General features: G+C 67.1%; 12 protein-coding genes. 9 read left to right on the forward strand and 3 right to left on the reverse strand.

Annotated features, from left to right (window positions below):
- Nucleotides 1-24: 24 nt before the first annotated feature.
- Entirely contained in the window at nucleotides 25-480 is a 456-nt protein-coding gene (locus tag VA603_RS03700) for a nucleoside deaminase (protein ID WP_323437952.1), read from the forward strand.
- A gap of 65 nt (nucleotides 481-545) precedes the next feature.
- On the opposite strand, the gene VA603_RS03705 is transcribed toward VA603_RS03700, so the two are convergent.
- The 3 genes from VA603_RS03705 to cysS all read right to left on the reverse strand — a co-directional run bounded on the left by VA603_RS03705 (nucleotide 546) and on the right by cysS (nucleotide 3,793).
- Nucleotides 546-1,790, reverse strand: coding sequence for an MFS transporter (locus tag VA603_RS03705; protein WP_323437953.1), 1,245 nt, complete (start codon nucleotides 1,788-1,790; stop codon nucleotides 546-548).
- Complete coding sequence (locus VA603_RS03710) at nucleotides 1,787-2,227, reverse strand: SufE family protein (protein ID WP_192286075.1); 441 nt, start codon at nucleotides 2,225-2,227, stop codon at nucleotides 1,787-1,789. Before VA603_RS03710 ends, VA603_RS03705 begins: the two co-directional genes overlap by 4 nt.
- Before the next feature lie 198 nt (nucleotides 2,228-2,425).
- Nucleotides 2,426-3,793: a cysteine--tRNA ligase gene (gene cysS / locus VA603_RS03715; protein WP_132862998.1), complete on the reverse strand. Its 1,368-nt coding sequence runs from the start codon at nucleotides 3,791-3,793 to the stop codon at nucleotides 2,426-2,428.
- 165 nt (nucleotides 3,794-3,958) lie between these two features.
- Here cysS and VA603_RS03720 point away from each other — a divergent pair, with 165 nt between their 5' ends.
- The 8 genes from VA603_RS03720 (at nucleotide 3,959) to VA603_RS03755 (ending at nucleotide 12,764) form a co-directional block, all read left to right on the forward strand.
- Complete coding sequence (locus tag VA603_RS03720; RefSeq protein ID WP_132862999.1) at nucleotides 3,959-4,510, forward strand: hypothetical protein; 552 nt, start codon at nucleotides 3,959-3,961, stop codon at nucleotides 4,508-4,510.
- Nucleotides 4,511-4,813: 303 nt separating this feature from the next.
- On the forward strand, nucleotides 4,814-5,824 hold the full coding sequence (locus VA603_RS03725) for an N-acetylornithine carbamoyltransferase (RefSeq protein WP_132863000.1): 1,011 nt from the start codon (nucleotides 4,814-4,816) through the stop codon (nucleotides 5,822-5,824).
- A gap of 144 nt (nucleotides 5,825-5,968) precedes the next feature.
- The gene (locus VA603_RS03730; protein ID WP_323437954.1) at nucleotides 5,969-7,159 is read left to right on the forward strand and encodes an argininosuccinate synthase; all 1,191 of its coding nucleotides are present in this window, start codon (nucleotides 5,969-5,971) and stop codon (nucleotides 7,157-7,159) included.
- A 169-nt stretch (nucleotides 7,160-7,328) separates the two neighbouring features.
- Nucleotides 7,329-8,426, forward strand: a complete 1,098-nt coding sequence (locus VA603_RS03735; protein ID WP_323437955.1) for an acetylornithine deacetylase — start codon at nucleotides 7,329-7,331, stop codon at nucleotides 8,424-8,426.
- A 73-nt stretch (nucleotides 8,427-8,499) separates the two neighbouring features.
- Nucleotides 8,500-9,828 carry an acetylglutamate kinase gene (locus VA603_RS03740; protein ID WP_132863003.1) on the forward strand — a complete coding sequence of 443 codons (1,329 nt, stop codon included), beginning with the start codon at nucleotides 8,500-8,502 and terminating at the stop codon, nucleotides 9,826-9,828.
- 4 nt (nucleotides 9,829-9,832) lie between these two features.
- On the forward strand, nucleotides 9,833-10,441 hold the full coding sequence (locus VA603_RS03745; protein WP_323437956.1) for a GNAT family N-acetyltransferase: 609 nt from the start codon (nucleotides 9,833-9,835) through the stop codon (nucleotides 10,439-10,441).
- Nucleotides 10,438-11,391, forward strand: coding sequence for an N-acetyl-gamma-glutamyl-phosphate reductase (gene argC, locus VA603_RS03750; RefSeq protein WP_323437957.1), 954 nt, complete (start codon nucleotides 10,438-10,440; stop codon nucleotides 11,389-11,391). The genes VA603_RS03745 and argC overlap by 4 nt, the downstream gene beginning before the upstream one ends.
- 74 nt (nucleotides 11,392-11,465) lie before the next feature.
- Nucleotides 11,466-12,764, forward strand: coding sequence for an argininosuccinate lyase (locus VA603_RS03755; RefSeq protein WP_132863006.1), 1,299 nt, complete (start codon nucleotides 11,466-11,468; stop codon nucleotides 12,762-12,764).
- Nucleotides 12,765-12,823 lie beyond the last annotated feature (59 nt).

Here is a 12,823-nt window from a genome sequence, read left to right on the forward strand (position 1 = left end):
CTGTCTTTCTGGAGGTGGGAGAAGATGGCAGAGCAGGACGTTTTCATGCGCCGCGCGCTGGAACTGGCGCGCGCGAACATCGCCGCCGGTGGGCGCCCATTCGGTGCGGTCCTGGTGAAGGACGGCAAGGTGCTGGCCGAAGCGGCCAATGGTATCCATGCCAGCCACGACCCGACCGATCACGCGGAGATGCGCGCCATCCGCCTTGCCAGTGCCGTGCTCAGGAGCCCGCGGCTGGATGGCTGCAGCGTGTATGCCAGCGGCCATCCGTGCCCGATGTGCCTGGCTGCGATGTACCTGTGCGGGATTCAGCAGGCCTGGTTCGCCTATTCGAATGAGGACGCAGAGCCGTTCGGCCTGTCGACCGGCGCGGTGTACGCACGCCTGGCCGAAGGACCGGCGGCACCGGCCTCCGGCCTGCGCCAATGGAAGCCGGCGGACGAGCAGGGGCTGTATGCGGAGTGGGGAATGAAGTCGTAGCGGGCAAGCGGCGCCCTCATCCGCCCTGCGGAGAAGGTGCCCGCAGGGCGGATGAGGGCAGGCCTTTACTGCAGGTCGCGCAGGTTCAACCGGCGCAGCTGCGGCGCCTTCCAGGCAGTGACCCCGGCCACGCCAAGCACCGCGCAGCCGCCGATGACCACCGCCGGGACCAGCCCCAGCCAACGGGCCATGGTGCCGGCGTAGAACGCGCCCAGCTCATTGGACGAACTGATGAAGATGCCGTTGATCGAGGACACCCGGCCGCGCATCTCATCCGGCGTGGCCAACTGCAGGATGGTCGAGCGCACCACCACCGACACACCATCGCAGGCACCATAGAACAGCAGGATCGCCGCAGACAGCCAGAAGTGCTGGGACAGCCCGAAGGCGATCACGCACAGGCCGAAGCCGGCCACCGCGAACAGCAGCACGCGCCCGGCATTGCGTTGCAACGGCCGGCGCGCCAACCACAGTCCCACGCAGATCGAGCCCAGCGCCGGCGCCGCGCGCAGGATGCCAAGGCCCTCCGGGCCGTAGTGCAGGATCTCCTGGATGAAGGCCGGCAGCATCGCCACCACGCCACCCAGCAGCACCGAGAACATGTCCAGCGCCATTGCGCCGAGCATGATCTGGTTGCCCAGCACGAAGCGCGCGCCTTCGGCGATGCTGGCGAAGATCGGTGCGCGCGTCTGCGGCGGGGGCGGTTCGCTGACCCGGAGCGAGGCCAGCGCCAGCAGCGCCAGCGTCGCCATCACCGCGGCCACGCCATAGGACAGGCTCTTGCCGCCCCAGCCGACCAGCACGCCGCCCAGTGCCGGGCCGACCACCATGCCGGTCTGGAACACCACACTGCCGAAGCCGGCCCCGCGCGCGAACTGCTCGCGTGCCAACACCCGCGCGAACAGCGCGTTGTAGATCGGTGACAGGAAGGCGCGGACCATGCCGGTCAGCGCGATGGCCAGGTAGATCGGCCAGACGCCCTTGAACGGTAGCCAGCCCATCGCCACCGCTGCCAGCACCACCGCGGTGGCGATCAGGCCGAGGCTGGCCGCCATGCCCAGCCTGCGGCGGGGCAGGTGGTCAACCAGATAGCCGGCGAACGGGGCCACGCAGAAGAACGGGAGCACCTCGGCCAGGCCGATCAGGCCCAGCGAGAACGGATTGCGGGTGATCTCGTAGATGTGCCAGCCGACCGTGACCGCGACGATCTGGTAGGACAGCATCGCGGCGATGCGGTACAGCAGCAGTGACGCGAAGCCCGGCTGGCGCAGCAGGGCCAGGGCGCTGGCGTCGCCGGCGGGGGCGCTCACCGCGACTGCGCTTGGGCGGTTTCGCGGATGAAGGCCAGCATCGCGGCCAGGCCGTTGCTGCGGGTCGGCGAGAGGTGCTTGGCCAGACCGATGGCGGCCACGTAGTCCGGCTCGGTGGCCAGGATGTCGGCGGCCGAGCGACCGGAGTAGACGCGCAGGGCCAGGTAGATCAAGCCCGAGACGATGGCCGAATCACTGATGGCATGGAAGACCAGCTTGTCGGCGTTGCCTTCCGGCACGATCCAGACCATCGACTGGCAGCCGAGCAGGCGGTGCTCCTCGGTCTTCCATTCTTCCGGGAAGGTCGGCAACTTGCGGCCGAGGTCGATCAGGTATTGGTAGCGCTCGGACCAGTCACCGAAGAAGGAGAACTCGTCGGCAATGGCGGCCTGGGCGTCGGCGGGGGTGGGTTCGAGCGGGAAAATCGTGTCGGTCATGGGGGTTCCTGTTCTTGCCCGCTCCAGTTGATGGGCGGGCCGGTGGGGCGGGCGGTTCTGCCCTCACCCCAACCCCTCTCCCGCGTGCGGGAGAGGGGCTCAGCTCAGCGCATGTTGAGGCGAAACTGAGCGACTGCAGCGTTTGAAGCCCCTCTCCCGCCCGCGGGAGAGGGGTTGGGGTGAGGGGGGACAGAGGCCTCAGCCCCGCTTCCACCGCACGCCCTGCGGGGTGTCTTCCAGCACGATGTTCTCCGCCGCCAGCTGGTCGCGGATGGCATCGGCACGGGCGAAGTCACGGGCCTTCTTGGCGGCGATGCGCTCGTCGATCAAGGCCTGGATACGGGCATCGTCGCCGGCTTCGGCGCCGCGGCTGAACCACGCCGCCGGCGCCTGCTGCAGCAGGCCCAGCGCCAGCCCGGCACCGAGCAGCTCGCGCTTCAGGCGGGCCTTGTCCTGGGCGCTTTCGGCCTTGCGGGCCTCGGCGGCCAGTCGCGCCACTTCGGCCAGTGCCAGCGGCGTGTTGAGGTCATCGTCCAGCGCCGCCTCGACCGCGGCCGGGATCTGGGCGGTCGCCTCGACATCGGCCAGGTCACGCAGGGTGCCGTACAGCCGGTCCAGGGTGCGGACCGACTGCTCGATCAGGTTGTCCGACCAGTCCAGCGGCTGCCGGTAGTGCGCCGACAGCAGCGCATAGCGCAGGGCCTCCGGCGGGTGCTGGCGGACCAGATCGTGGACGCGCTCGATGTTGCCCAGCGACTTGCTCATCTTGGCGCCGCCGAAGTTGAGCATGCCGTTGTGCAGCCAGAAGCGGGCGAAGGTCTGCCCGCCATGGGCACATTCGCTCTGCGCGATCTCGTTCTCGTGGTGCGGGAACTGCAGGTCCACGCCACCGGCGTGGATGTCGATGGTCGGGCCCAGGTGGGCGGCAGCCATGGCCGAGCACTCGATGTGCCAGCCCGGGCGGCCACGGCCCCAGGGCGAGTCCCAGCCCGGCAGGTCGTCGCTGGAGGGCTTCCACAGCACGAAATCACCGGCATCACGCTTGTATGGGGCCACCTCGACGCGGGCGCCGGCCAGCATTTCCTCCGGGTCACGCCGCGAGAGCTTGCCGTAGTCCTTGAAGCTGCCCACCGAGAACAGCACATGGCCTTCGGCCGCGTAGGCGTGGCCGCTGTCGATCAGGTCCTGGATCATCGCGATGATGTGCGGGATGTGCGCGGTGGCCTCCGGCTCGATGTCCGGCGGGACCACGCCCAGTGCGGCCATGTCCTGTCGGTAGGCGGCGGCGAAGCGGTCGGTGATGGCCGAGATCGGCACCCCCTGTTCCTTGGCCGCGGCGTTGATCTTGTCATCCACGTCGGTGATGTTGCGGGCGTAGCGCAGCGCACCATGGCGGCGCCGCAGCAGGTCGGCCAGTACCCCGAAGACGACCGGGCCACGGGCATTTCCGATGTGGACGTAGTTGTAGACGGTGGGGCCGCACACATACATGGTCGGGGCGGAGGGATCGAGCGGAGCGAACGGCTCCAGCTGCCGCGTCAGGTTGTTGTGCAGGCGCAGGGTCATGGTCTTCCGGGGGAGGAACGAATCGCCCAATTCTAGCGGTCCGGGCCGGGCGGGGCACAGCTGGGCTGGGCAGAACGCCTGCGGATGGGTAATGTTCAGGCCCGGGGCAGTTCGCCTGCCTACACTATTGTTGCCCCCCATCCCGGGCCTTGATCGAATTCATTGATGAAATCCGCTCCGTTTCTGTTGTTTGCCAGCCTGTTCGCCGCCGGTCCCGTTGCGGCCCAGGCGCAGGACGGTGACCAGCGCAATCGCGTGGTGATCATGGAGAACGTGCGCTACGACTATGCGCAGGTGCTCAATGTCGAGCCGGTCTTCCAGACCCTGCGCGCCACCCGTACCGAAGAGCACTGCGAGCCGGTATCCACCCGCACGCTGGCCCCGGTGCAGGTCAAGGGCGAGGAGGAGAAGGGCGGTTTCCGCCGTTTCTGGGATTCGGTGCGCGGCATCTTCACGCGCGGGGAAGGCGAGGAGGCGGTTGAGGACAGCAGCCAGGTCCATCACCCTGGCGCCAGCGCGCTGCTGACGCCCGAATGCAGGATCGTCGAGGTCGGCCGCGAGTTCCGCCGTCCCATCGCCTACGATGTGGACTACGTCTACAAGGGCATCAAGTTCCGCTCGCGCCTGCCGGAAGATCCGGGCAACCGCCTGAAACTGCGGGTGTCGATCACCCCGGATATCGGCCAGTCGTTCGAAACCACCCCGAGCATCCCCTGATGCTGCGCCGCGGCACTTGCGTGCCGCAGGGCCGCATGCGAGTATTCGGCGCTATGAAGGCGAACAGCTTCCAGCACGAAACCAGCACCGCCCGGATGGCCTCCGGCATGACTTCGCGTGCCCGCCGACCGGAATCCCACATATTCGCTGGGTAAGCCGGAGCTTCGTGCTGTTTGTTCGGAAAACCCAGCCTAGGCTGGGTTTTTTCGTTTTCGCGCCACCAAAAGTTTCAAACGCAATGAGTCGCGCCCCGGCGCATCCAACCGCCGGCAACGGCAACTTCCCGCAGCAAAGGATGGATTGATGTCTCTGAAGCACTTCTTGAACACCCAGGACTGGAGCCGGGCCGACCTTGATGCACTGCTCGCCCAGGCGACGCGGTTCAAGCAGAACAAGCTGGGTGACGAGCTGAAGGGCAAGTCGATCGCCCTGGTGTTCTTCAACCCCTCCATGCGTACCCGCACCAGCTTCGAGCTGGGTGCCTTCCAGCTGGGCGGGCATGCCGTGGTGCTGCAGCCGGGCAAGGACGCGTGGCCGATCGAGTTCAACCTGGGCACGGTGATGGACGGTGACACCGAGGAGCACATCGCCGAGGTGGCCAAGGTGCTGGGCCGCTACGTCGACCTGATCGGCGTGCGCGCGTTCCCGAAGTTCGTGGACTGGGCCTACGACCGCCAGGACATCGTGCTCAGGAGCTTCGCCAAGTACTCGCCGGTGCCGGTCATCAATATGGAGACCATCACCCACCCGTGCCAGGAGCTGGCCCACATCCTGGCGCTGCAGGAGCATTTCGGCACCACCGACCTGCGCGGCAAGAAGTACGTGTTGACCTGGACCTACCACCCCAAGCCGCTGAACACGGCGGTCGCCAACTCGGCGCTGACCATCGCCACCCGCATGGGCATGGACGTGACCCTGCTGTGCCCGACCCCGGATTACGTGCTGGACGAGCGCTACATGGGCTGGGCCGAGCAGAACGTGGCCGAGAGCGGCGGTTCGCTGCAGGTCAGCCATGACATCCGCAGCGCCTACGCCGGCGCCGACGTGGTCTACGCCAAGAGCTGGGGCGCGCTGCCGTTCTTCGGCAACTGGGAGCCGGAGAAGCCGATCCGCGACCAGTACAAGCACTTCATCGTCGACGAAGCCAAGATGGCGCTGACCAACAACGGTGTGTTCAGCCATTGCCTGCCGCTGCGCCGCAACGTGAAGGCGACCGACGCTGTCATGGATTCGCCGCAATGTATCGCCATCAATGAAGCCGAGAATCGCCTGCATGTGCAGAAGGCGATCATGGCGGCGTTGGCCGGCAAGTAACGCTTGAGCCCCTCTCCCTGGGGGAGAGGGGTTGGGGCGAGGGTAACGCCTTGCTCCAGATACACCTTCATTCGTTCGCCCCCTCTCCAACCCCTCCCCCGGAGGGAGAGGGGCTTAAAGATCAACAGCAGAGACTTCTTCCCCATGAGCAAAGACATCGTCCTCGCCTTCTCCGGCGGCCTCGACACCAGCTTCTGCGTGCCCTACCTGCAGGAGCGCGGCTACAACGTGCACACCGTGTTCGCCGACACCGGCGGCGTGGATGCCGAGGAGCGTGACTTCATCGAGAAGCGTGCCGCCGAACTGGGCGTCACCAGCCATGTCACCGTCGACGGTGGCCCGGCGATCTGGGAAGGCTTCGTCAAGCCGTTCGTGTGGGCCGGCGAGGCCTACCAGGGCCAGTACCCGCTGCTGGTGTCCGACCGCTACCTGATCGTGGACGCCGCGCTCAAGCGCGCCGCCGAACTGGGTACCAACATCATCGCCCACGGCTGCACCGGCATGGGCAACGACCAGGTGCGCTTCGACCTGGCGGTGAAGGCGCAGGGCGACTATGTGATCGTCGCGCCGATCCGCGAGATCCAGAAGGAGCACACCCAGACCCGCGCCTACGAGCAGAAGTACCTGGAGGAGCGCGGCTTTGGCGTGCGTGCCAAGCAGCAGGCCTACACCATCAACGAGAACCTGCTGGGCCTGACCATGTCCGGCGGCGAGATCGACAAGTGGGAGGCCCCGGGCGAGGGCGCACGCGGCTGGTGCGCACCGCGCAGCGCGTGGCCGATCGAGCCGCTGACCGTGACCTTGAAGTTCGTCGAAGGCGTGGCTGTTGAGCTGGACGGCAAGGCGCTGCCGGGTGAGCAGATCCTGGCCAAGCTCAACAAGCTGTTCGCGCCCTATGGCGTGGGCCGTGGTGTCTACACCGGCGACACCGTGATCGGCCTGAAGGGCCGCATCGTGTACGAAGCACCGGGCCTGGTCTCGCTGCTGGCCGCGCACCGCGCGCTGGAAGACACCGTGCTGACCAAGCAGCAGAACCGCTTCAAGCCGGAAGTGGCGCGCAAGTGGGTGGAGCTGGTGTACGAAGGCTTCTACCACGACCCGCTCAAGTACGACATCCAGGCGTTCCTGAAGTCCTCCCAGGCCAAGGTGACCGGCGAAGTGGTGCTGGAAACCCGCGGTGGCCGCGTCGACGCGGTGGCGGTGCGTTCGCCATACATCCTCAACGCCAAGGGCGCGACCTACGCGCAGTCGGCGGACTGGGGCGTGGAGGAAGCCGAAGGCTTCATCAAGCTGTTCGGCATGAGCTCGACGCTGTACGCGCAGGTCAATCGCTGAGCCGTTGAAGCCCCTCTCCCGCATGCGGGAGAGGGGTTGGGGTGAGGGGCTTTGGCTTGATGAGATTCAGAAGCACAAAGCGCCCCCATCCGCCCTCCGGGCACCTTCCCCCGCACGCGGTGGAAGGGATGCCTTCGATCACTGACCTGATGACCTGCCGCTGCCCACCATGACGACCTTGCTCGAATCCACCCTGCAGCACCTCGAAGCGCTGGTGTCCTACGACACCCGCAACCCGCCGCGTGCGATCACCACCGGTGGCATCTTCGATTACCTGCGCGACCACCTGCCGGGCTTCAACGTCGAGGTGATCGACCACGGTGCCGGTGCGGTCAGCCTGTACGCGGTGCGTGGCACTCCCCGTTTCCTGTTCAACGTGCATCTGGACACGGTGCCGGATTCCCCGCACTGGAGTGCCAACCCGCACGTGATGCGCCGCCTCGACGACCGCGTGGTCGGCCTGGGCGTGTGCGACATCAAGGGGGCCGCCGCCGCACTGGTGGCCGCCGCCAATGCCAGCCAGGGCGACGCCGCGTTTCTGTTCTCCAGCGACGAGGAAGCCAACGACCCGCGTTGCATCGCCGCCTTCCTGGCACGCGGCATCCCTTATGAAGCGGTGCTCGTGGCCGAGCCGACCATGAGCGAGGCGGTGCTGGCGCACCGCGGCATCAGCTCGGTGTTGATGAAGTTCGCCGGCCGCGCCGGGCATGCCTCCGGCAAGCAGGACCCGTCGGCCAGTGCACTGCACCAGGCCATGCGTTGGGGCGGCAAGGCGCTGGACCACATCGAGTCGCTGGCACATGCGCGCTTCGGCGGCCTGACCGGCCTGCGTTTCAACATCGGCCGCGTCGAAGGCGGCATCAAGGCCAACATGATCGCGCCGGAAGCCGAGCTGCGTTTCGGCTTCCGCCCACTGCCGTCGATGGACATCGATGCGCTGCTGGCCACCTTCGCCGGCTTCGCCGAGCCGCAGGCCGCGCATTTCGAGGAAACCTTCCGTGGCCCGAGCCTGCCCTCCGGCGACATCGCCCGGGCCGAGGAACGCCGCCTGGCCGCGCGCGACATCGCCGACGAGCTGGGCCTGCCGATCGGCAACGCCGTTGATTTCTGGACCGAGGCCTCGCTGTTCTCGGCCGGCGGTTACACCACGATGGTGTACGGCCCGGGTGACATCGCCCAGGCCCACACCGCCGATGAGTTCGTCACGCTGGAGCAGCTGCAGCGTTACGTCGAATCGGTGCACAGCATCCTGCAACGCGGCGCCTGAGCCGCAGTGGCCCGGCGGCGTGCCGCCGGCTTCCTCCCCCGCGACCGTCGTGGTCGCCTTGTAGACGCAAGCAATGTCCCCTGCCATGCAACCCCATCGCCAGACCCGCCAGACCATCGTCCGCCTGCTTTCGAGCATGGCCAGCGCGAAGGAGATCAGCCAGTACCTGAAGCGTTTCTCGCAGCTGGACGCCAAGCGCTTCGCCGTGGTCAAGGTCGGCGGCGCGGTGCTGCGCGACGACCTTGAGGCGCTGACCTCCTCGCTGTCGTTCCTGCAGGAAGTGGGCCTGACCCCGATCGTGCTGCACGGCGCCGGCCCGCAGCTGGACGCCGAACTGTCGGCGGCCGGCATCGAGAAGCAGACCATCAACGGCCTGCGCGTGACCACGCCCGAAGCGCTGGCGATCGTGCGCAAGGTGTTCCAGCAGTCCAACCTCAAGCTGGTCGAGGCGCTGCAGCAGAACGGTGCGCGTGCCACCTCGATCACCGGTGGCGTATTCGAGGCGCAGTACCTGGATCCGGACACCTACGGCCTGGTCGGCGAGGTGAAGAAGGTCAACCTGGCGCCGATCGAAGCCAGCCTGCGCGCCGGTTCGATCCCGGTGATCACCAGCCTCGGCGAAACCCCGAGCGGGCAGATCCTCAACGTCAACGCCGACTTCGCCGCCAATGAGCTGGTGCAGGAATTGCAGCCGTACAAGATCATCTTCCTGACCGGCACCGGGGGGCTGCTGGACGAGGAGGGCACGCTGATCTCCTCGATCAACCTGTCCACCGAGTACGACCAGCTGATGGCACAGCCGTGGATCCATGGCGGCATGCGGGTCAAGATCGAGCAGATCAAGGATCTGCTGGACAAGTTGCCGGAGGAGTCGTCGGTGTCGATCACGCGCCCGGCCGACCTGGCCAAGGAGCTGTTCACGCACAAGGGCTCGGGCACGCTGGTGCGTCGGGGCGAGAAGGTGCTCAAGGCAACGTCGTGGAGCGAGCTGGATACGGCGCGTTTGAAGACGCTGATCGAATCCAGCTTCGGTCGCAGGCTGGTGCCGGACTACTTCGAGAAGACCCGGCTGTTGCGCGCCTATGTCAGCGAGAACTACCGCACCGCGGTGATCCTCACCGATGAGGCCGAAGGCGTGTACCTGGACAAGTTCGCGGTGCTGGACGACGCACAGGGCGAAGGCCTGGGCCGCGCGGTCTGGAACGTGATGCTGGAGGAAACCCCGCAGCTGTTCTGGCGCTCGCGCAACGGCAATCCGGTCAACCATTTCTACTACGCCGAATCCGACGGCTGCTACAAGCAGGGGCATTGGAAGGTGTTCTGGTTCGGCGCCGATGACTTCGAGGCCATCAAGGGCTACGTGAAGCATTGCGGTGAGCGCAAGGCGAGCCTGCAGGATTGATGCGATGCGGATCGGTTCGGACACGCTCTGGAATACGCCACCGGAACTGAAGGGCCGGCATGCATGGCTGCAGCCGTTGCAGCGGGCGCACGTGCCGGCATTGGAGCTTGCCCTGGGCGACGGTGAACTGTCGCGCTGCTGGTACACCAATGTGCCGGCACCCGAAGCGGTGCAGGGCTACGTCGATGCCGCCCTGGACGTGCAGGCGCAGGGCAAGGTGCTGGCCTTCGTGGTCAAGGACGCCGCCGGTGAGGTGGTGGGCAGCACCCGCTTCTACGCGCTGGAAGCGGACGTGCCGCGCCTGAACATCGGCTACACCTGGTACAACCCGCGCGTGCAGCGCACCGGCCTCAACAGCGAGGCCAAGCTGCTGTTGCTGCAGCATGCCTTCCAGGTGATGGGCTGCATCAGCGTGGGCTTCGAGACCAGCTGGTTCAACCAGAACTCGCGTCGGGCCATCGCCCGCCTGGGCGCGAAGCAGGACGGCGTGCTGCGCAGCCACAAGCGCCATTCGGACGGGTCGCGCCGCGATACCGTGGTGTTTTCCATCATCGATACGGAATGGCCGGCGGTGAAAGCCCACCTGCAGTTCCTGCTGGATTCGCATTCATGACTGACAAGAAATTCTCGCTGGGCATCGTCGGCGCGCGCGGCTACACCGGTACCGAGCTGATCAAGCTGGTGGCCGGGCACCCGGACATCGAACTGGCGTTCGTGTCCTCGCGCGAGCTGGCCGGGCAGCGCGTGGCCGACCACAACGATGCCTACACCGGTGAACTGCGCTACGAGAGCCTGGACGCCGACGCAGTCGCGGCCAAGGGCGTGGACGCGGTGGTGCTGGCGCTGCCGAACGGCAAGGCCGAACCGTTCGTGGCGGCGTTGGATGCAGCCAGGCCGGACACGGTGATCGTTGACCTGTCGGCGGACTATCGCTTCGACAACCACTGGTACTACGGCCTGCCGGAGCTGACCCGCAACCGTTACGACGGGCAGAAGCGGATCAGCAACCCGGGCTGCTATGCCACCGCGATGCAGCTGGCGATCGCGCCGCTGCTGTCGCAGCTGGCCGGGCCGCCGACATGCTTCGGCGTCTCGGGTTGGTCCGGTGCTGGCACCACGCCTTCGGACAAGAACAACCCCGAGCTGTTGCGCGACAACCTGATGCCGTATGCGTTGACCAACCACGTGCACGAGCGCGAGGTGTCCACCCAGCTCGGCGTGCCGGTGGAGTTCATGCCGCATGTGGCGCCGCATTTCCGTGGCATCACCATGACCGTGAACCTGTGGCTGCAACAGCCGCTCAAGCGCGAGGAGATCGTCGCCCTGTACACGCAGCGCTACGCCGGCGAGCCGTTGGTGGAGGTGGTGGACGAGGCGCCGTGGGTGAGCCGCATCGCCGGCACCCATGGGGTGCAGATCGGCGGCTTCACGATGGCGCCGGGCAACAAGCGCGTGGTGGTGGTGGCGACCATCGACAACCTGCTCAAGGGTGCCGCGACCCAGGCGCTGCAGAATCTCAACCGCGCGCTGGGCCTGGACGAGCTGACCGCCATCCCGCAGTGACGAGTTTCGCACGCGCGGCCAAGGCCGCTCCTACAGACAGCCATAGCAAGCCTTTTCGATTCCGAGAAACCACCATGACCAACCTGCTCTGGCAGAAACCCGGCGTCGCGGTCGACGCGAAGATCCAGACTTTTCTGGCCGGCGACGACGTCATCCTCGATCGCGAGTTCTTCCTGCACGATATCCAGGCCAGCGCGGCGCATGCCGAAGGCCTGCAGCACATCGGCATCCTCAGCGCCGACGAGCTGGCCGCGCTCACGCGCGAACTGACGACGCTGGCCGAGGACTTCCGCAGCGGCGCGTTCGTGCTCGACGAGCAGTACGAGGATTGCCACTCGGCGATCGAGGCCCGCCTGACCGAACGCCTGGGTGATGCCGGCCGCAAGATCCACACCGGCCGCAGCCGCAACGACCAGATCCTGGTGGCCACGCGCCTGTGGTTGAAGGAGAAGCTGGCGCGCGTGGCGCAGATCAGCATCGAGGTCGCGCGGGTGGCGCTGGACCGCGCTGCCGCCGAACAGCAGCAGCCGCTGCCGGGCTACACCCACATCCAGCGCGCCGTGGTGTCCTCGGCGGGCATGTGGTGGGCCGGCTGGGCCGAGGCGTTCATCGACAACGCGGTGCGCGCCCGCGATACCCGCGCATTGATCGACACCAACCCGCTGGGTACCGCGGCCGGCTACGGCGTCAACCTGCCGCTGGACCGTGCCCACACCACGCAGGCGCTGCAGTTCGCACGCATGCAGATCAGCCCGATCTACGCCCAGCTCTCGCGCGGCAAATTCGAGCTGGCTGCACTGGAAGCCTTGGGTGGGGCCACGCTGGACCTGCGCCGCATCGCCTGGGACCTGTCGCTGTTCACCACCGGCGAGTTCGCCTTCGTGGCGCTGCCGGCGCAGTACACCACCGGCAGCTCGATCATGCCGAACAAGCGCAACCCGGACGTGATCGAGCTGATGCGCGCCACCCACGCCAGCGTCGCCGCTGCGCGCACCGAGATCGAGCAGTTGCTGTCGCTGCCGTCCGGTTACCAGCGCGACCTGCAGAACTCCAAGGGCGCGATCGTGCACGGCTTTGGTCGTGGCCTGGCGGCGCTGGAACTGCTGCCGGCGTTGTTGTCCAACCTGGACTGGCGGGACGATCACATCCGTGCGGCCATTGATTCGGGCATGTATGCCACCGACGTGGCAGTGGAAGCGGCCGTGGCCGGCGTGCCGTTCCGCGATGCCTACAAGGCGGCGGCGGCGGCGTCGGAAACGGCGGGGCAGGGGCGTACCCCCGAAGGCAGCCTGGCCGCGCGCGTGTCGCCCGGCGCGGCGGCGGACCTGCGTCTGGACGAGCTCAACGCACGCCTGGCGGCGCTGCTGGGCTGAGGTGGACACGGGCGTCGAAGGGCGCCCGTGTTGGTTTGGTCCTCGCTCCGGTTGCGGCT

Origin of the sequence: Stenotrophomonas capsici, assembly GCF_034961085.1 — a bacterium.
Taxonomy (GTDB): Bacteria; Pseudomonadota; Gammaproteobacteria; order Xanthomonadales; family Xanthomonadaceae; genus Stenotrophomonas; species Stenotrophomonas capsici.